The following is a 19,540-nucleotide window of genomic DNA, read 5'->3' on the forward strand; positions in this document are numbered from 1 at the left end:
TCAGAACTCCTTAATCGAAATCTCTCCTAGCGCTTGCTGGCAGAGGCTTTCCTGGTAATAGTTTTCATTAAAATTCTTAATTTGCTGATACTCCTGCTCAGTTAAACAGAGAAACAGCAGCGGCATTAAATTGGGAGAGGCGACAAAAAAATCAGCATCCTGTCTGACTCGTTCTTTAATACTGAATCCGCCATAGCCGATAAAGCGATTAACCACCCGTTTTGCTTCCAGATCGCTCACCCCGTCACCAATGAGCGCACTGGTTCCTGGTCGTAAACGATTAACGGCATTAATCTGGCGGCTTTTGCCGTCGGGATATACCATGTAAGAATCTTCATCAAAGCACTTATACTGTTCATTTTCATCAAAGAATACGTCAACCGCTAAAACATTGGCGGTTGGAATTCCCAGATACTGAGCAAAGGGCTGGATGGCAGCTTTAATGCCTGCGGAAATGATATAAACCTCTTTGTTTAAAAAATTCAGGCATTCGATGACTTCTCTGGCTCCGGGCGTCACATGCTCTATATAAAGAGAGCCCAGATTGCATATTTGTGCTGCGGTGGGTTTAACCAGATGCAAACGTTGTCGGTAAGCCTCAGGCAGCATTCCGGTTTCGGACATACATTTCAGGGTAATATCCCCAACCTTTTTTCCCACGCCATTGAGTTCAGCGATAACATTAATGCCCTCAATTAGTGCCAATGTGCCGTCACAGTCAAAAAAAATTTTTTGTATAGGCTCGATTGGATGCATGGATAATCGTCCTCGCTTAAGCATGATCTTTTGCAAATTGTTTTAAAAACTGAATAAGCGTTTTGACTTCTTCTAAAGTCATCGCGTTATAAAGACTTGCCCGTGCGCCTCCCACACTCCGATGCCCTTGAAGATAGAGCAAGCCCTGTTCTTCTGCTAATTTGAAAAAGGTTTTTTCCAGCTCGGCGTTTTTTAAAATAAAAGGAACATTCATACGGGAGCGATAGCGTGGATCAATAAAATTCACATAAAACCTGCTGCTATCCAGGTAGTCGTATAATAATCTGGCCTTCTCATCGTTCCGTTTCCCTATTTCCTCAACGCCGCCTTCATTTTCCAGCCATTCAAGTACAAGAACGGCGACATACCAGGCAAAAGTGGTGGGGGTGCAAAGCATTGAATTATTTTTTTGCTGCACGGCATAATTGAAAACGTCCGGAGTGGCAGGATGGGCACGATCCAGCAAATCCTTGCGGACTATCACCACACTCATCCCGGCGATACCCAGATTTTTCTGTGCACAGGCATAAATCACGCCCATCCCTGTAAAATTCAGCGGTCGGGAAAAGAGATTGGAACTCATGTCGCTGACTAAAGGCATGTCATCCACAACTGGAATTTGATCGAACTCCAGACCGCCGATGGTTTCATTATCTGTAAAATGTAAATAAGCCCCTTCTGGATTAATCTCCCATGTTTCTCGTGCAGGAATGGTACAGAACTGCTGTTCTCTGCTGGAGGCAACGATATTCACCTCGGCATATTTTCTCGCTTCTTTAATTGCAGTGGCCGACCAGTGGCCTGTTTCGACGTAATTCAGCGTTTTTGCGGAACCGATCAAATTCATGGCGGCGATGGCAAACTGAATTTGAGCCCCGCCTGGTAAAAACAGGATAGAATACTCTGCAGGAACCCTTAATAATCGTCGTACCAGGGCTTCCAGCCTCTCGCCTAAGGCTGCAAATTCTACCGTACGATGCCCCAATTCAAGAATGGATACGCCTGTGTTTTGCCAATTAAAAAAATTATTTTGAATCTGCTGAAGGACCGGCTGTGGAAGTTTGGCAGGACCCGCTCCGAAGTTAATCATCATGACGCCCTTATTCTATGAAACGCATATTGTCAAATCTTAGTACAAAATATCTGTTTCAAGATGAACTTATGGAATATGTTTCAAAATAATGAAGGAAATTTACTTTAGAGGGAACTGGTCCCTAACAAAATCAGCTGCCTGTGATTGTTTAAAGAGCACCACTATTAAATATAGCCCAATGCGCAGGGAATATTTGATGACAGGCTTGATTTTATATGTCTCATAAACTAGCTTTTTATAAAAACGCTGTGGAATTTATATGTTTTACACACTTTATTTTTTAAGGCATACCTAGCATGGAAATAACAACTATAAAAATAATTCCTGACTATGCTCAAGAATATGAAAGGCTTTTAAACAATGATGTAAAAAAATTCCTTTTTCTTTTAGAAACGGAATTTGGCCAGCAAAGAAAAAATTTATTGGAAATACGGCATAAAAAGCAGGCCGCTTATGATCAAGGGGTACTTCCCAATTTTCTGGATGAAACCAAATCAATACGAGAAGGTACATGGACTGCTGCTCACATCCCTGATGATTTACTGGACAGGCGTGTGGAGATCACGGGACCTGTCGATCGCAAAATGATCATTAACGCACTCAATAGTGGCGCGAATGTCTTTATGGCTGATTTTGAAGATTCGAATTCACCCACCTGGGAGAATTGCATTCAGGGGCAATTGAATTTAATCGATGCGGTCAATGGAACAATTGACTATAGCGATGCAGTTTCGGGTAAACAGTATCGGCTTAAGGATAAAACCGCGACCCTCATGGTCAGACCCCGCGGATGGCATTTGGATGAAGCCCATGTTCTGGTGAACAATCAACCGATTTCTGCCTCCTTATTCGATTTTGGCCTGTTTTTCTATCATAATGCCAAAACACTGCTTTCTAAAGGAAGCGGCCCCTATTTCTATTTGCCCAAAATGGAGTCTCATCTTGAGGCCAGGTTGTGGAATCAAGTATTTGTTTTTGCACAGAATTATATCGGTATTCCGCAAGGCAGCATCCGCGCTACGGTATTAATTGAAACCATCAGTGCGGCTTTTGAGATGGATGAAATCATTTATGAGCTTAAGGACCATTCAGCGGGTTTAAACTGTGGACGCTGGGATTATATTTTCAGTTTTATCAAGAAATTCAGAAATCGTCCTGATTTTGTATTGCCTGATCGACAGGAAGTCACCATGACCCAGCATTTCCTCAAATCCTATGTGGATTTGCTGATTGCCACCTGTCATAAACGCGGAGTGCATGCAATGGGTGGAATGGCTGCACAAATTCCTATCCGCAATGATGAAAAGGCCAATGAAGAGGCGATGAAAAAAGTGCTGGCGGACAAACAGCGTGAAGTGCTGGCCGGGCATGATGGTACCTGGGTTGCGCATCCCGGTTTAATCCCGATTGCTTTGGAAGCATTCAATGCACATATGAAAACGCCCAATCAGATTGCCACTGCACAAAAAAAAGCAGACATAAGGCAAGAGGATCTGGTTACTATTCCCAAAGGCAATATTACTGAAAAAGGTATAAGAAATAACATCAGTGTGGGGATCCAGTATATCACCGCCTGGTTGACTGGTAATGGCTGCGTGCCAATTAATAATTTAATGGAAGATGCGGCGACAGCGGAGATTTGCCGTGCGCAGTTATGGCAATGGCTGAAGTTTAACGCCTTGATTAATAATAATATTGTTTTTACAAAAGACTTGTTTTTAAACATGGTTGATGAAGAATTTATCAGCTTGCAACAAACCGGTTTGCCCAGACATGCATTGGAGACAGCGACAAAATTGTTTACGGAAATGGTGTGCAAGCCTCATTTTGACGAGTTTCTAACCCTGCCAGCCTATAAAATCTTGACCGCACAGAAGGAATCCACTTATGAATAAGCATGATCAAATTATCGAACTCGAAACTGATTGGAAAAATAATTCTCGGTGGAAAGGAATTAAACGTCCCTATAGCGCCAAAGATGTCGTTCAACTAAGACCATCGCTTCAAATTGAATATACTCTTGCCAGACATGGGGCGAATAAATTATGGGCTTTATTGAACAGCAATAAACCAGTGACTGGTTTGGGCTGTCTTACGGGTAATCAGGCGGTACAGGCCGTGCAGGCGGGGCTCCAGGTCATCTACTGTTCAGGCTGGCAGGTAGCCGGGGATAACAACAGCTCAGGCAGAATGTACCCTGATCAAAGCTTGTACCCTGTGGATTCTGTACCCCGTCTGGTTGAGACCATTAATAATGCACTGAAACGTACCGACGAAATTCATTGTTTGAATGATGATCATTCCATCGACTGGTATGCCCCTATTATTGCCGATGCCGAGGCTGGCTTTGGCGGCAATCTGAATGCGTTTGAACTGATGAAGCATATGATCAGAGCAGGGGCCTCTGCGGTTCATTTTGAGGATCAACTCTCTTCGGCTAAAAAATGCGGCCACATGGGCGGCAAGGTGCTGATTCCCAGCAGCGAAGCGGTTAATAAATTAATCGCCGCAAGACTTGCTACGGATGTCAAAGGCGTGCCCACTCTTATTATTGCGCGGACTGATGCCGACGCGGCTTCCTTATTAACCAGTGATCATGATGAACGCGACATGGTGTTTTTGACGGGCAAGCGTTCCAGTGAGGGATTTTATTACGTTAAAAGCGGTATTGAACAAGCCATCAGCCGAGGGTTGACTTATGCACCCTATGCGGATGTAGTCTGGTGTGAAACCTCCAAACCCAATATTGCCGAGGCCAGAGAGTTTGCACAGGCAATTCATGAAAAATATCCTGGCAAGTTACTCTGCTACAATTGCTCGCCCTCATTTAACTGGAAAGCGAATTTAAGTGAACATGATTTACGCACGTTCCGTGAGCAGCTCTTTGAAATGGGTTACAAATATCAGTTTATTACCCTTGCCGGCTGGCATAGTCTGAATCTGGGCATGTTTGAAATTGCCAGGGCCTATGCTAAAGAGGGTATGTATGCCTATTCTCAAATGCAGCAGCGAGAAATAGCTCAGGAAGAACATGGGTTTAGAGCAACGAAACATCAGTCTTTTGTCGGAACCGGTTATTTTGATGCGGTACAAAATACCATTATGCAAAATCAGACGTCTACCACTGCGTTGGATGGCAGTACCGAAAAGGATCAATTCTAAGCATATTGCCCGCCTTATACAAGCGGGCAGACTTCTACTAAACAATCAATACCTTTGCGCCAGGATTGGCTTTAACCCACTTCGCTACATATTCGATGTAGTTATTTTTGCCAACCGCAATGCATCCACGCGTTGAGAAAGGTAAATTACCAAACCAGCCCAGGGCACTGGCTGATTGAGCAGGTCCATGAATCCCCACATCCCGGCCTGAGTAGCCGGCAGCCCGCTGCTTTGAAGTAGGATAAAGGATAGGGATAAATACGTCGTATTTATTGGACTTTCTTGGATAAGCCAAGCCATATAAGCCCACCGGCGTTTTGTTATCCCCGGCGCGTTTTTTTCCCACACCTTTGAAACCAAGCGCGACTTTAAAGGTTTTGACAACGCTGCCATGTTCACAAATATTTAAAACCCGCTTGCTGGTGTTCACGTTGATACCACTTGGCAAAGGACAGGTTGAGCTGCCAAATGAAGCGAAAGGAAGAAAGAGAAACATTAATAAAGGAATTGCTTTTATTTTCATATCCATAGACAAAAATTATTGAGTTTGGGCAATAATTATTCCATAATCTGCTTTTAATTCATAGACTCTAACGGTTAAATTTTCACCAATGCTGCTGCTCTACGACCACACACTAGTGTCTGGGTATGGTAGGTTGGGCCTTGGCCCATAGCCGTCAGGCTAAGGATTAATGTTATCCCCTCTCCACCGCGCATAGCGTGGGAGAGAGGGTAGGGAGAGGGGGTTAAAAAATTTATCACGTTAGTGATTCCATTTTGTTGTGACAATAAACCATAGCTACAGAAAAATGAGTAATGAATCGCTACGCGACCTTATTTATAGCCCCCTCACCCTAACCCTCTCCCCCACGCTGCGCGAGGTGGAGAGGGGATCTGATATTCGTAGCCTGACGGCTATGGGCCTTGGCCCAACAACAGGCCCTCCACTTAATCGGTAAATAAAAAAAATTATCGATGTCAAGACTGTTTCTTCATAAAAAAATTGGTTAGAATGCTCGTCCGCTAAAAAATTATCTGCAGTTTTAATTTGTGGATAACTTTATCCTGCTATTGATCGCCAATTCTTTTTTTTTCCATTAAAACACCATCTACACCTTGATAGATAAGGCTTGTTGTCTATTTACATTTGTCCAAGCGTCATTAATTTATTCACAAAATCTGTGGATAACTCTGTGTATAGCCTGTATTGGATGTGATAAATACACTGCTCTATGGAGGTGATTGAATACCTCACAGCCTGCGCTTTGTTATGCAAAATGGTTTTAATGCTTTTTTATGTGCTAAATTTATACAAAGATTGCAGAAGGATCCGATCATGTTAAAAAAGTTGCTTTTTGCTTCAAGTGGTGCTGCTCTGTTATTTGGAAGCGGTGTAGCACTGGCTGAAAATGGAAATATTGAATGCAAGGATTATGATGGCAAACCGCTGATTGTGAAACCAAAGACAATTACCATATATAATAATACCGATAAAATTATCTATCCTGTACTGGCAACCAGCAAGAATGCAGTGAACGAATGGATTCAAGGTTGTTTTCGCAGCAGCTCTCCTTATCCCACCAATTATGTTTATAAATTGTATGTTAATGAAAACAGTGGAATACCTCCCGACTCCTCAGTGACGATTACTCTTCCCTTATACAGCGAATCCAAAGGAAGTTATATTACCTGGTGGAATGGCGGGCGCGTGGTTTTGGCGGACAGGAATGATCGCTTACACGAGGAGAAGGACAGCGCGATGACGGTTCCCTCTGAAGTAACCTGTGAGGGGAAGAATGTGCAATGCAATTTATATCTTTACTCCAGTAACGTGCAGTTCCCGGAAGATGTCTATGCGCAGTTATCAGAATATACCTTTGGAGATTCCATCGTACCTCCCAAACAGACGCTTCGCTTACTAAAGCCCGAAAATGTAGGCTATAACATTTCCTATGTCGATCATGTGTATATGCCGATTGCGATTGGGCCTAAAAACAATCCTTACATTGGTTACAGCGGTTCTGTACAGTCTATCGAAACCTTTCGCGATCATCTGCAGGCTTTTTTGCAAAGCGCGATTGGCAAAGGCTGGCCGGTCTATAACTTAAGTGAATTGAAATTACCTGGAGGATACAATATTTTTGCCCAGCGTTCAGGAACGTTACCGCCTGATGATAATGTGCCGGTTAAACCTCAGGAGGGGTTTCCTCCCGTGCTAACGGTCATGAAATGTATTCAGGGGGGATGCACTGATGAGGAAAAAAGGTCACTGCATTTTGGTGAATCAGTGCAGAACATGCAGAATTTATGGGGCTCTTGTGTAGGCTGGGATGAAGATGTCAGTAAATATGTCACCGAAACAGTAAGCTGCCCTGAGGATTTGAAAAAAGATCTGGAAACGGTACAGAAGTTTTTCAAACAAAACCATGCCCAGTATCTGCAGATGTATTCCGCTGGAAAATGCACATTAACGCCCAAGTCAGATCCTGTTCAGTTTAATTACTGGGAAGCGATCAAACATATTTATGGTTGGGTGCCTTTCAATGAAGGCTGCGGTGCCGCTGCGAATCCTTTGTCGGATACCAAAATTCCGGGATGGGATCATGCAAAAATACAATCCATGTACATTCATGATTTACAATATAACTATCAAAAACCGACAACCACAGCCGCCTTTATGTTCAATCCCTATGTCAAACTGATTCATGATGACAGTTATCTGTCGATGGATGCCTATGGTTTTTCAGTGGATGACGCAGTGGGCTTTATGAGTGAGCTGGGGGATGGCTTAATCTTTGCGGTCGGAGGAAGTCATGGTTTGGAAAATCAGCAGCAATTTAATTATCGCGATGGTTTTTCTGTCGCCATCGGTGTGCCGCAATCGATGCTGGATCAGATCAACACGCCCCTAATTAAAAAATACGGGGTTTGCGTGCTGAATCAGGACCCTGATGATTTGGACTGTAAAAAAGACAAGCAGGATGTCACTATGCCTGATAACAGCCAGATAGCCGGATTCAGAGTCGGAACAGTGGCTGATTATCCAATCAAGGTTCGTTTTACGGATTTGAAAGATAATGTCTACACCTTCGTAGTCAACACCAAATTCGCGCCTTGCACTGATGACATGGATCCTTCTCAATGCCCAAGCAATAAATCAGACATTGTAAATAAACAATCCTGTCTGGTGACCGATAGCAAGGGACATAAACATCCTAAATCGAATGACTGGTGTCAGAATGCCAATCCAAATCAGCAAAAGGAAAAGCAATTGACAAAAAATTTCATCAGCTTCCCACAGCCGGTTGATTTTATGAATTAGAGCTTCGTCAGCAGGTTTTGAGCTGGATACCGCTGATAGGCTCTCTCACAACCCCTACGTACCGCGACTTGTTCGCGGTATCCATACCTTCCTGAGATAAACAGATAACAGACGGCCGGGTTTGATATTCGCCTCTGAATTGCGATAAATTACAAGGATAGGTATCAATCGCGAATGAATAAGGGAAGTGATGCGTTTTCTTTTTTGGCTAGGCCTTTCAATAGTGGTTCTGTTCAACCAGACACTGGCTGCATCAACCCTTACTTTCAAGCAGGCTTTGGCGATTGCCTGTCGCAATAATCCAGAGTTACAGATCGAAATTGATAAAGCACATGCCCTGCGAGGCTATTTTATTCAAAGCGGTTTGTATCCGAATCCACAATTAACCCTGACTGCAGAAAATTTTGGCGGTTCTGGCAGCTACACCAGTTACGAAGCTGCGGAAACCACTGCTTCTATCACCCAGCCTATTCCTTTGGGCGGCAGACTGAGCTATCTCAAGCAGGCAAGTTATGCGGATTATCTGGCTTCACTGGCGCAGATTAAAGTTCAGCAGACTGTACTCTATGCCGCTGTCGGTGTGGCCTATGTGGATGCGCTCTATGCCAATCAATGGCATCAGGTAACCAAAAAACTGATTCGTTTGAACCAGAATATTGTCGATTCTATTGAACGGCGGGTAAAAGCAGGGGCGGGTGCGGAGCTTGATCTGCGTTTAGCGCAGATTCGCTTGGGAGAAACGATTATCCAGGAAAAAAAAGCCGGGAGGGATACTTTAATACAGCGGGCCAAACTGGCGCGTTTACTGGGTGAGCCGTTAAGAGTGGAGCAGACTTTGGTGGATAAAGGCTTGCCCGGGATTACCCTGAATTGGTCCGATTTAAAGAAAAAGATTCCTCAGAGTCCGCAAATGATCCAGGTGAGGTTGCAGTTACAGGCAAAACGCGCCGGGATTACCGCGACTAAAAAATCGGTATGGCCTGATTTGAATGTTCAGTTAGGAGGACGTCATTTTTCTGATGACGGCAGCAATGCGGCGGTAATGTCTGTTTTTGCTGAAGCGCCTGTTTATAATCGTAATCAGGGAAAAATTGTCGCAGCGGAAGCGCAATACACACAGGCGACTCACCAGTATAAGGCAACGGACCTGGATCTTCATCAAGACGTTTATAACGCTTTTCTGCTGGCCGAGCAAAATCAATATGAGGCTGATGTCGTCACCCGCTCCTTATTGCCTCTGGCGCGAAAATCGATCAAACTGGCTCAGGAAGGTTATCAGATGGGGCGTTATTCCTATACGGAATTATCCATTGCACTCAATAGTCTGTATGATGAAGAGCGCCATTATCAGCAGGCCCATGCTGAATATCACAAAGCCTTAATTCAACTTACTGGACTGTTGGGATTAAATCCGGTTAAGGAAAGCCAATGAGATTAATGAAAATCAGCCTGCTGGTTATTTTTTTTGCATTCAATTCATTGCTGTTTGCAAATACCCCCCAAAAAGGGCCGCAGGGTGGACATTTGCTGAAGCAGGGAGCCATTGCAGTAGAGCTTTTAATTTTTGAAAGAGCGATGCCCCCTCATTTCCGAGCCTATTTTTATGAAAATGGCAAGATAGTTTCGCCAAAGCAAGCGGCCCTTAGTGTTCAATTAACCCGTTTTGACGGCAAGAAAGAATTAATCCGTTTTCTACCCGTCGACAATTTTTTACAAAGCCAGGAAATCATTTCAGAGCCTCATTCCTTTGATGTCGCAGTTCGGCTGCAATGGAAGGATAAACAATTCAGCTGGCATTACTCGACCTATGAAGGGCGTGTAAAAATTATGCCCGAACTGCTTAAAGCTGCCGAGATTAAGCTTTCTATAGCCCAGGAACAAACGATAAAAACACGTTTAAAAGTGTATGGGAAAATAGTTCCAAATCGGGATACGCTCGCGCCTATTTATGCGCGGTATTCCGGAATTATTAAGTCAATGACCAAGAATCTGGGTCAAGAGGTAAAGAAAGACGATACATTGGCCGTCATTGAGAGCAATGAAAGCTTGCAGGAGTACACCATCAAGGCGCCTATTGCCGGAACCGTAGTGCAAAAGTATGCGACTAATGGTGAACTGGCGCAGGATACCAAGCCTATCTATGAGATTGCCAATCTTGCCAATGTCTGGGCTGATTTTACCTTGTATCGAAAGGATGCTCCGCTGGTGAAGCCTGGGATGCAGGTCATTGTTAGCGGTGATGACGGTAATAGCAGTGCTGTCACCACCCTGACTTATATTTCACCTCTGGGGATTGAGGACAGCCAGACCACACTTGCCCGTGCCATACTGCCAAATGAAAATCGCTCCTGGTTACCCGGAATGTATGTTAATGGTGCAATTATTATTAAAGAAAAAAAAGTGCCTGTGGCGGTGGCGCTTTCTGCTATTCAGCAGATGAACGGCCAGGATGTGGTATTTGTGCAACAGGGAAATTATTTTGAAGCCACCCCGATTACGCTGGGAGAACAGGATGATCAATGGGCTGAAGTGCTTTCAGGCCTTGATGCGGGTCAGCATTACGTGAGTCAGAACAGCTACTTTCTGAAAGCGGAAATTGGCAAGGAAGGGGCCAGCCATGACCATTAGGCATTTTGAATAAAGGACAGGGATGCTTGAAAGAATTATACAGGGTTCTCTGAAACACCGTTGGTTTGTATTGTTATTTACCTTAACCATTGTGGTTCTCGGGGTTTACAATTTTCAGCGCCTCACTATTGATGCAGTACCTGACATTACCAATGTTCAGGTTCAGATTAATACCCAGGCATCGGGATATTCTCCCTACGAAGTTGAGCAGCGCATCACGTTTCCGGTTGAGTTGGCAATGAGCGGTTTGCCTAATCTCGATTATACCCGTTCTTTATCCCGCTATGGCTTATCTCAGGTTACCGTAGTGTTTAAAGAGGGAACCAATATTTATTTCGCGCGCCAACTGATTAATGAGCGGCTGCGGGAAGTTAAAGATAAAATACCGCCCGAAGCAGAAACCACGTTGGGTCCGATTTCCACCGGCCTTGGCGAGATTTTCATGTATACGGTAACAAATAAACCCAATACGCCTCAAAGCCAGCTTTATAGTCCCACCGCACTTCGTACGATTCAGGACTGGATCATCAAGCCGCAGCTGCGTAATGTCGAAGGCGTTGCCGAAGTCAATACTGTCGGGGGCTATGAAAAGCAGTTTCATATCACTCCCGATCCAATGAAGCTGGTTCGTTATCGTCTGAGTTTAAGCGATGTGGTGGAGGCTCTGCAACGCAACAATGCCAATGTCGGTGCAGGCTATATTGAAACCAATGGTGAACAGAATTTAATTCGCGTACCGGGTCAGGTGCAAAGCCTTGCCGATATTGAAAATATTGTCATTGCCAGTTTTGAGGGCACGCCTGTACGTATTCGTGATGTGGCCGAAGTCGCTTTAGGGAAGGAGTTACGCACCGGCGCTGCGACTGAAAACAGCAAGGAAGTGGTCTTGGGAACTGTTTTTATGCTGATGGGTGAAAACAGCCGCAGTGTTTCCGAGCGGGTTGCCGCGAAAATGGCTGAAATTAACAAATCGCTGCCAGAAGGGGTGGAAGCAGTTACAGTCTACAATCGTACCCTGCTGGTCAATGCCACCATTGATACCGTCAGGAAAAATCTTCTGGAAGGGGCGTTGCTGGTTTGCGTTATTCTGTTTGTATTTTTAGGTAATATTCGAGCAGCGCTTATTACCGCGATGGTTATCCCCTTGTCAATGTTATTGACCATCACCGGAATGGTCAGCAACCAGATCAGCGCCAACTTAATGAGTCTTGGGGCTTTGGATTTTGGACTGATTGTGGATGGCGCAGTCATCATTGTTGAAAACTGCATGAAGCATCTGGGTGAAGAACAGCATGCGCTCAACCGCATTCTTACTCTCGAAGAGCGGCTTAAGGTCATTTCCACCGCTACGACTGAAGTCATCAGGCCCAGTATTTTTGGCGTATTCATCATCACCATTGTCTATTTGCCTATTCTAACGTTGACCGGCGTGGAAGGAAAAATGTTTTTGCCGATGGCAGAAACGGTCATTATTGCGCTGATGGCCTCCATGCTGTTTGCCCTAACCTTTGTTCCAGCCGCTGTAGCCATATTTCTTCGCGGGCGCATTCAGGAAAAAGAAAACTGGCTGGTCCGGCATCTTACGGGTGCATATGCCAAAGCGCTTGGCTATTGTTTTGAAGCGCGAAAACTAGTCATAGGCGCTGCGGCCATTCTGGTACTGATCAGTATTATCATTGCCTGTCATTTAGGGGGAGAGTTTATTCCGAGCCTTGATGAAGGAGATATCGCCATGCATGCCATGCGAATTCCTGGAACCAGTTTAACCCAGGCTATTGCCATGCAGGATTTGGTTGAAAAACGAATTAAACAGTTTCCTGAAGTCAAAAGAGTATTTTCCAAGCTGGGTACTGCCGAAGTAGCGACTGATCCCATGCCGCCCAGTGTTGCTGATACCTTCATTATGTTAAAACCACGCAAGGAATGGCCTGATCCTAAGAAGCCCAAGCAGATTCTGGTGGGGGAAATGGAAAGCGCTTTGAAGAAAATTCCCGGCAATAACTACGAATTTACGCAGCCCATACAAATGCGTTTCAATGAATTGATCTCTGGGGTTCGTAGTGATGTCGCGGTGAAAGTGTTCGGCGACGATATGCCGACCTTGCTGAAAATTGGCGAGCAGATCAGTGCTGAACTCAAGAAAGTACCCGGTGCCGCAGATGTCAAGGTAGAGCAAGTGAGCGGGTTACCGCTGTTAACCGTAGAAATTAATCGCGATGCGCTTGCTCGTTACGGATTGCAGATTGGCAGCGTACAAGATGCCATTGTCATTGCGACTGGCGGGAAAAAAGGCGGTGAGTTTTTTGATGGCGATAAACGCTTTGATATTGTTGTTCGTCTGCCTGAGGCTTTGCGTTCAGATCCCGAGGTTCTTCGGCAAATATTTATTCCCTTACCGCTTGCAAAAGACAATGAGCGGCATTTCATTCCTTTAAGTGAAGTGGCCTCCATGAAACGCAGTGAAGGACCCAATCAGATTAGCCGCGAGAGCGGCAAGCGCCGTGTTGTGGTGACTGCCAATGTCAGAAATCGCGATCTGAGTTCCTTTGTTAATGAAGCAAGGCTGCGCATTGATAAAGACGTTAAAATACCCAGCGGGTACTGGATTAGCTGGGGAGGTCAGTTTGAACAGTTGCAATCCGCCTCAAGACGGCTTGAACTGGTTGTCCCAATCACTTTGCTTGGTATTTTTCTGTTGCTCTTTATGAGTTTTGGCCGAATAAGCGATGCCTTACTGGTATTTACCGGAATTCCTCTTGCCTTAACCGGCGGTGTGTTCGCCCTGTGGCTGCGCAATATTCCCTTATCCATTTCAGCCGGTGTTGGATTTATCGCTCTATCAGGGGTTGCGGTGCTCAATGGTTTGGTAATGATTACGTTTATCAATAAACTGCGCGAGCAACAACACCTCAGTTTAAAAGAAGCTATTCTGCAAGGATCTCTGGCTCGGCTCCGCCCCGTTTTGATGACCGCTCTGGTCGCATCCCTGGGTTTTGTGCCAATGGCTTTAGCGACAGGAACGGGTTCTGAAGTTCAAAGACCATTAGCGACAGTGGTTATCGGCGGCATTATCTCATCAACATTTCTAACCTTGCTGGTTTTGCCTGGCTTATATTCTATTTTTCACAGGCGGCGACAAACCACCAGCCAATAATTTCAAGGTTTGAAATATTGAGATCACTTATTAAAGAGGATTTTCTTTGCTTTGATTTTGCCCCTGACACCGACTCTGATGAGGAAGCAGCTGGGCTCCAAACTTTGAATGAAATAATTGATACAAATCTTAAGCGTAGGTCGGGCGTTTTCGCCCGACATTCAAACTCATATGAGCGAAAAACCCAATGAGCTGTTTGAGAAAGGGGTGCTTGTTTATATAATGTTGCAATCGATTTATGCCTGCAAGAATCCTATGAGAAACTATCGGATTTATCTATATCTACTGCTGTCTTTGCGAGCGTTCGCGAAGCAATCTATCTCCTGACGTTGTTCAAGCTTCGATCTGGATTGCTTCACTTTGTTCGCAAAGACAACTTATAAGCTATCATTGAGGGTAAATTTATTTGAGAATCAATGAGTAGCTTGGTATAGTCTCTCGCTCGAAATAATCTTTACAGGATGTAAGAGCAATGAGACGGACATTAATTACTGCTTTTCTGGTATTATTTTCTGCGCTTCTATTTGCACAATCGACGATTCGTATCGGAGAAGATGTTAATTCTTCTTTAGCGCCTGCTGCGAACCCGGCTATTCAGGCCAGTCACTATCGTTTGGTTAAAATTGATATACAATCGCTTTACTCCGAATTGGCACTTGCTCCGCATCGCGATAATTTATCGAATAGTAAAGCGCTTGTCATCGAACTTCCGCATCCCAACGGCAAAAATCAGCAGTATAAGCTGGTAGAAAATTCGACTATGGCAGCTGATCTGGCTGCAAAATTTCCAGAAATTAAAACCTATGATGCTTATAGTACGGATGATTCAGGTGAACTGGTTAAACTGGATATCACACCTAATGGCTTTCATGCCATGATCATGATTCCCGGCAAAGACCCTATTTTTATTGATCCTTTGGAAAAAGATAATACGCAATATTATATGGTCTACTATAAGAGGGATTTTAAGACCAGCAAGCGGACTAAATGCGGTGTGTCAGGACAGGGTAAACCACTGCAAATGACTAAGTCTTTTGCCAATTTTTCTACTTGTGAATTAAGAAAATACCGTTTGGCGATGGCTGCAACAGCGCAATACACTGCGTTTTATGGGGGCACAGTCGCTCAGGCACTGGCGGGTGAAGTCACAACGGTGAATCGTGTAAACGGGATTTATGAACGTGACGCTGCTATCACACTACAACTGGTCGCAAACAATTCGGCCATTATTTATACGGATCCTGATAATCAGCCCTATACCAACGGCAATCCTTCAGCCTTGATTGAAGAAAATCAGACTAATTTGGATGCAGTGATTGGATCAGCCAATTATGATATTGGGCATGTGGTCGATGCCTCAGGCAGCGGATTAGCAAGCCTTGGCAGTGTCTGTGATCCGGCTGAAAAGGCACAGGGTGCAACCGGGCAGGAAAATCCTATAGGCGATCCTTTCGATGTGGATTATGTAGCTCATGAAATAGGCCATCAGTTTGGCGCTAATCATGTGCAGAATAATAGTTGCGAACGCAATATTCCGACAGCAGTCGAACCGGGAAGCGGCAGCACCATTATGGGGTATGCAGGGATTTGCGCGCCCAATGTGCAGGCGAATTCAAGCGCTTATTTTAATGGCATCAGCTTACAGGAAATCGGTCAGTTCGTGTCGCAACCTACGCATACCTGCGCTGTTAAAACCCCAATTTTTCCTGCACCGCTCATAACCAATACCAATGGGAACCACGTCATTCCAGCCAATACGCCCTTTAGTTTAACTGCTACGGCCATTAATCCAACGGGTAATTGGTTAACTTATACCTGGGAGCAAATGAATAATGAAGTCTCGGTTCAGCCTCCGGTGAGTACGGCAACCGGTGGTCCCAATTTCAGAAGTATCGATCCCTCAATCTCGCCCACTCGATTTTTCCCTAATCTGGTGTCTTTAGCGAATAATGGGCCTTTCACCTGGGAAGTTATTCCTTCGGTATCAAGGATTTTGAAATTCAGAGTCACTGCCCGGGCAAATAATCCCTTTGGCTCATGCAATGCCTTTACTGATGTTAACCTGACCACCACGGCAGCTGCAGGTCCCTTTGTCGTAACTCATCCAACAAACCCCGGTATAAGCTTCCTGGGAGATACGATTGAGCCGGTCATGTGGAGTGTCGCTAATACCAACTTGCCGCCAGTGAATGCTCAGTTTGTGGATATATTTCTCTCTATTGATGGGGGTGCAACCTATCCCTATCTTTTAGCACAAAGAGTGCTCAATATCGGCATAGCCAATGTGGCAATCCCCAGTTTGGCCACCACGACCGCTCGTATTATGGTTAAAGCGTCTACTGGCAGTTTTTTTAATATTTCATCTAATAATTTTAGCATCGTAACCCATCTTAATTTAGTTCAGGCCGAACGTAATCCAATGAATCGCAGTGAAGCCTTCATTTATTATGCTGGTCTGGATCCACGTTTCATCTCAGGCCTGGTGGCCAATGGTTTGCCCAATTCAATCGTTACACTGGATGGCCTTCATCGTCGCTTTATTGTCACAAATATTGTAACGCCTCGAAAAGTGAATATTTCTATTACGGTGATAAGGCAAGGCGGGGGCATCAGCGAAACATCCAATTCAATCACTATCCCTGGTATTCTATAAACGAGGTCATTATGAATAAGAAATTTATTTTACTTGCGTTGAGTTTGTTAAGTTTAAATGCCCATGCTAATTGGTCGGCTGCTCTGAATTTAGGTATTAACGCAGTCAATATCGACAAAGATTTAACCTATCCTTTGGGTGATCCCTTTACAACATCCGAGAGCTATCGTCATGCCTATACCGGTTTTCATGGTCAGCTGGCAGTTGCCTATGATTTTTTATTCACAGAAAAAGTCAGCGTGGCGATTGAAGGAGATGCGGATTTATTTACCGGACGAGCAAGACATGTGATTAATAACTGGTTCATTGATGAGTCAGTGTCAGCAAAGGAAAAACTAAACTATGGATTTAGCCTCTTTGCCTTGCCTGAATATCATTATAATGAAAGTTTCCGTATTTTTGCAGGTCCTGGCGTATCCCGGAGCCAATTTAAAATGGATTCCACCAATACGGCTGGAAATGCAGGGGTTACCGGTAATTTTGAGCAATGGCTGACTGGTATAAGTGCCAAAGTGGGAGTAGCCAATCAACTCTCTGCGAATAAGGAAGTTCTATTTACTTATCAATTTACACAATACGATAGTGTGACCAAAAGCGCGGAAGAACCCTTATCTGGGGAATTTCTCCGGGGTCGTTATAAACCTCAGGCCAATTTATTTATGGTTGGTTTGAGAGTCGCATTTGCTTAATCATCGTCTTTTGAAAATTATTACCTGTCGGAGAAGGAGCTCCTTTATTTTCAATTTCAGCATACTGCAGAAGGACTGTTTAAAATAAGAGAAACCTGCGATTAAGGATGATGAATCATGTATTCACCTGGTATTGTAATACTATATCTTTTTATACAAATGAGTTTTATGTGGGGATTATATCGTATTCTAAAAAACCCTTCGGTTGTTGATGTTTCCTGGTCACTGGGACTTATGATTTCTGGGCTTATTTATTTAAGCTTTTCGCCCTTCAGCTTTCGTATTTTAATCATTAGTTCCTGTCTTATTGTATGGGCTTTACGCCTTGCATTGTATTTATGGCATACACGAATAAGAATAGGTCATGTAGACAAGCGTTATATTGAACTCAGTAGTACTTGGAAAATAAGCCCTTCATTTGGATTTTTCATTAACTTTCAGCTTCAGGGACTTTTAATTTTTATCATTTCAAGTGTGTTTTTGCTGATTAGCAAATCAGAACTAACTCGTTTTACGTGGATAGACAGCATTGCAGTTTGTCTGATTTCCTCAGGAATCATCGGGGAGACTCTGGCAGATTTACAACTGCAACGATTTAAGAATCAATATAAAAGGGAGGTTTGTAACCTAGGGCTATGGCGGTATTCTCGCCATCCTAATTATTTTTTTGATTGGTTGGTCTGGGTTGGATTCGCATTATTTGCGATACAGTCAGACTTTGGGTACTTGGGCTTACTTTCGCCTTTGATGCTGTATATTATTTTTACCCGTATAACGGGACTCATGACAGAAAGAGGCTCAGTACAATCACGGGGAGAAAAATACATTGATTATCAAAAGCAAACGTCAATGTTTTTTCCCTGGTTCAAGAAAGAAATCGATTCTGAATAAAGACTGCAAATAAACTACTCAGTCCGCACAGGACCATTCCCCAAATAAAATCGATTAGCGTTATTTTCCATGGCCAGCCTGCAAGGATTGAATAATTAGTAAAGTCGTAAATCCCATAAGTTACAAGGCCAAGCATTACTCCGCCGAATAAGGCTTGCATATAATTGCCCTGGGCGTTGGGAATAACAAAATAAAGGATACCCAGAGTGATGCACACATAAACTATAGCTGCTGCCCACCAAACAGGCGCCATTCCCTCTCCTGATGTACGCAATAACATGCCGATATGTTTTGCATAAATCGATTTGGCGAGGAAAGCCAGCCAAATCATATCCAATATCAGAACGCAAAGCATCGTCAAGAAAAAAAGCACTATCAGTTTCATCATCGTCCTTGAAACAAATTACTTATGAATACTTGAAGTCAAAAAGACTATCCTTCATAGTAGGTTCTTCCTGACACTATGGCGCACAAATTCTATGGCCCGATATCTAATTATTGCAGCAAGTAGCGCGATTGGTCAATCAGTAACCGAGCTTTTACAAAAGCAGGGTGAAGAGGTTATTACAACAGCACAAAGCAAGGAAAAGATCACTCCTGACTTTATCCTTGATGGAACTGATTTCAGTGCAGTTGATAAAGTGTTTGAGCAGGCAGGGCCCCTGGACGGGGTAGTCAATTGCGCAGGCTCTTTATTAATCAAAAGTGCTCATACCACAAGTTATGAGGAGTTCCAAAAAACGCTCAATGCATCCTTGACTACGTCATTTGCAGTTGTCCATGCTGCCGGAAAGAGAATGACGCATGGTGGCTCTGTGGTACTTATTGCCTCAGCAGCAGCATTAACTGGACTAGCCAATCATGAGGCTATTGCGGCGGCCAAAGCAGGGGTTATTGGCCTGGCACGATCAGCAGCGGCGACTTATGCCTCTTTAAATCTTCGCATTAATGTAGTAGCACCTGGGATGGTTAATACCCCATTGACTGAGCCCTTACTGAATAACCAATTGATTGCCAGGGCATCGACGGCCATGCATGCTTTGGGGCGCATTGGAGAGTCAGCGGATATAGCCAGGGCTATCTTGTTTTTTTTAAACCCCTCAAACAATTGGATCACAGGACAGGTGCTCGCAGTAGATGGCGGCTTAAGTTCTGTTCGACCGAAGCTTAAAGTATAAGTTCAGGATAGGCC

The 19,540-nt window shown here is 44.1% G+C and carries 14 protein-coding genes; 10 read left to right on the forward strand and 4 right to left on the reverse strand.

The features are described 5' to 3' along the window. Together DYH61_RS03510 and serC are read right to left on the reverse strand one after the other, a co-directional pair. Entirely contained in the window at nt 1-780 is a 780-nt protein-coding gene (locus DYH61_RS03510; protein WP_058508557.1) for an HAD-IB family phosphatase, read from the reverse strand. Further along, nucleotides 773-1,849 (reverse strand): 3-phosphoserine/phosphohydroxythreonine transaminase, encoded by a 1,077-nt coding sequence (gene serC / locus DYH61_RS03515; protein WP_058508558.1) that lies wholly within the window; start codon nt 1,847-1,849, stop codon nt 773-775. The genes DYH61_RS03510 and serC overlap by 8 nt, the downstream gene beginning before the upstream one ends. 296 nt (nt 1,850-2,145) lie before the next feature. On the opposite strand from serC, the gene aceB reads away from it, so the two are divergent. Then, entirely contained in the window at nt 2,146-3,744 is a 1,599-nt protein-coding gene (gene aceB, locus DYH61_RS03520; RefSeq protein WP_083499277.1) for a malate synthase A, read from the forward strand. After that, the gene (gene aceA / locus DYH61_RS03525) at nt 3,737-5,011 is read left to right on the forward strand and encodes an isocitrate lyase (protein WP_058508559.1); all 1,275 of its coding nucleotides are present in this window, start codon (nt 3,737-3,739) and stop codon (nt 5,009-5,011) included. The genes aceB and aceA overlap by 8 nt, the downstream gene beginning before the upstream one ends. A gap of 37 nt (nt 5,012-5,048) precedes the next feature. Here aceA and DYH61_RS03530 read toward each other — a convergent pair whose 3' ends face one another. Continuing rightward, nucleotides 5,049-5,534 (reverse strand): L,D-transpeptidase family protein, encoded by a 486-nt coding sequence (locus tag DYH61_RS03530; RefSeq protein WP_058508605.1) that lies wholly within the window; start codon nt 5,532-5,534, stop codon nt 5,049-5,051. Nucleotides 5,535-6,347: 813 nt separating this feature from the next. Here DYH61_RS03530 and DYH61_RS03535 point away from each other — a divergent pair. From DYH61_RS03535 to DYH61_RS03565, 7 genes are all read left to right on the forward strand, one after another. Further along, the gene (locus DYH61_RS03535; RefSeq protein WP_058508606.1) at nt 6,348-8,333 is read left to right on the forward strand and encodes a hypothetical protein; all 1,986 of its coding nucleotides are present in this window, start codon (nt 6,348-6,350) and stop codon (nt 8,331-8,333) included. Between the two features lie 190 nt (nt 8,334-8,523). Next, a complete protein-coding gene (locus tag DYH61_RS03540; protein WP_058508560.1) occupies nt 8,524-9,765 on the forward strand; it encodes a TolC family protein in 1,242 nt (413 codons plus the stop codon). Between the two features lie 5 nt (nt 9,766-9,770). Next, a complete protein-coding gene (locus tag DYH61_RS03545) occupies nt 9,771-10,961 on the forward strand; it encodes an efflux RND transporter periplasmic adaptor subunit (RefSeq protein ID WP_234999841.1) in 1,191 nt (396 codons plus the stop codon). 22 nt (nt 10,962-10,983) lie between these two features. Continuing rightward, entirely contained in the window at nt 10,984-14,115 is a 3,132-nt protein-coding gene (locus DYH61_RS03550) for a CusA/CzcA family heavy metal efflux RND transporter (RefSeq protein ID WP_058508562.1), read from the forward strand. 472 nt (nt 14,116-14,587) lie between these two features. Beyond that, complete coding sequence (locus DYH61_RS03555; RefSeq protein WP_058508563.1) at nt 14,588-16,768, forward strand: reprolysin-like metallopeptidase; 2,181 nt, start codon at nt 14,588-14,590, stop codon at nt 16,766-16,768. Between the two features lie 11 nt (nt 16,769-16,779). Then, a complete protein-coding gene (locus DYH61_RS03560) occupies nt 16,780-17,457 on the forward strand; it encodes an outer membrane beta-barrel protein (protein ID WP_058508564.1) in 678 nt (225 codons plus the stop codon). 117 nt (nt 17,458-17,574) lie between these two features. Then, a complete protein-coding gene (locus DYH61_RS03565; RefSeq protein ID WP_058508565.1) occupies nt 17,575-18,348 on the forward strand; it encodes a DUF1295 domain-containing protein in 774 nt (257 codons plus the stop codon). Here DYH61_RS03565 and DYH61_RS03570 read toward each other — a convergent pair. Next, nucleotides 18,323-18,736, reverse strand: a complete 414-nt coding sequence (locus DYH61_RS03570) for a DUF2177 family protein (RefSeq protein WP_234999834.1) — start codon at nt 18,734-18,736, stop codon at nt 18,323-18,325. The two genes, DYH61_RS03565 and DYH61_RS03570, sit on opposite strands and share 26 nt — an antisense overlap. Before the next feature lie 91 nt (nt 18,737-18,827). Between DYH61_RS03570 and DYH61_RS03575 the strand changes: the two genes are divergently transcribed. Then, nucleotides 18,828-19,526: an SDR family oxidoreductase gene (locus DYH61_RS03575; RefSeq protein WP_058508567.1), complete on the forward strand. Its 699-nt coding sequence runs from the start codon at nt 18,828-18,830 to the stop codon at nt 19,524-19,526. Nucleotides 19,527-19,540 lie beyond the last annotated feature (14 nt).

Origin of the sequence: Legionella quinlivanii, from assembly GCF_900461555.1 — a bacterium.
In the GTDB taxonomy this organism is placed as follows: domain Bacteria; phylum Pseudomonadota; class Gammaproteobacteria; order Legionellales; family Legionellaceae; genus Legionella_C; species Legionella_C quinlivanii.

Excerpts from the sequence above, each read along its gene's own strand:
- DYH61_RS03510 (WP_058508557.1), bottom strand. The coding sequence starts at position 780 with ATGCTTAAGCGAGGACGATTATCCATGCATCCAATCGAGCCTATACAA.
- serC (WP_058508558.1), bottom strand. The coding sequence starts at position 1,849 with ATGATGATTAACTTCGGAGCGGGTCCTGCCAAACTTCCACAGCCGGTC.
- aceB (WP_083499277.1), top strand. The coding sequence starts at position 2,146 with ATGGAAATAACAACTATAAAAATAATTCCTGACTATGCTCAAGAATAT.
- aceA (WP_058508559.1), top strand. The coding sequence starts at position 3,737 with ATGAATAAGCATGATCAAATTATCGAACTCGAAACTGATTGGAAAAAT.
- DYH61_RS03530 (WP_058508605.1), bottom strand. The coding sequence starts at position 5,534 with ATGAAAATAAAAGCAATTCCTTTATTAATGTTTCTCTTTCTTCCTTTC.
- DYH61_RS03535 (WP_058508606.1), top strand. The coding sequence starts at position 6,348 with ATGTTAAAAAAGTTGCTTTTTGCTTCAAGTGGTGCTGCTCTGTTATTT.
- DYH61_RS03540 (WP_058508560.1), top strand. The coding sequence starts at position 8,524 with ATGCGTTTTCTTTTTTGGCTAGGCCTTTCAATAGTGGTTCTGTTCAAC.
- DYH61_RS03545 (WP_234999841.1), top strand. The coding sequence starts at position 9,771 with ATGAAAATCAGCCTGCTGGTTATTTTTTTTGCATTCAATTCATTGCTG.
- DYH61_RS03550 (WP_058508562.1), top strand. The coding sequence starts at position 10,984 with ATGCTTGAAAGAATTATACAGGGTTCTCTGAAACACCGTTGGTTTGTA.
- DYH61_RS03555 (WP_058508563.1), top strand. The coding sequence starts at position 14,588 with ATGAGACGGACATTAATTACTGCTTTTCTGGTATTATTTTCTGCGCTT.
- DYH61_RS03560 (WP_058508564.1), top strand. The coding sequence starts at position 16,780 with ATGAATAAGAAATTTATTTTACTTGCGTTGAGTTTGTTAAGTTTAAAT.
- DYH61_RS03565 (WP_058508565.1), top strand. The coding sequence starts at position 17,575 with ATGTATTCACCTGGTATTGTAATACTATATCTTTTTATACAAATGAGT.
- DYH61_RS03570 (WP_234999834.1), bottom strand. The coding sequence starts at position 18,736 with ATGATGAAACTGATAGTGCTTTTTTTCTTGACGATGCTTTGCGTTCTG.
- DYH61_RS03575 (WP_058508567.1), top strand. The coding sequence starts at position 18,828 with ATGGCCCGATATCTAATTATTGCAGCAAGTAGCGCGATTGGTCAATCA.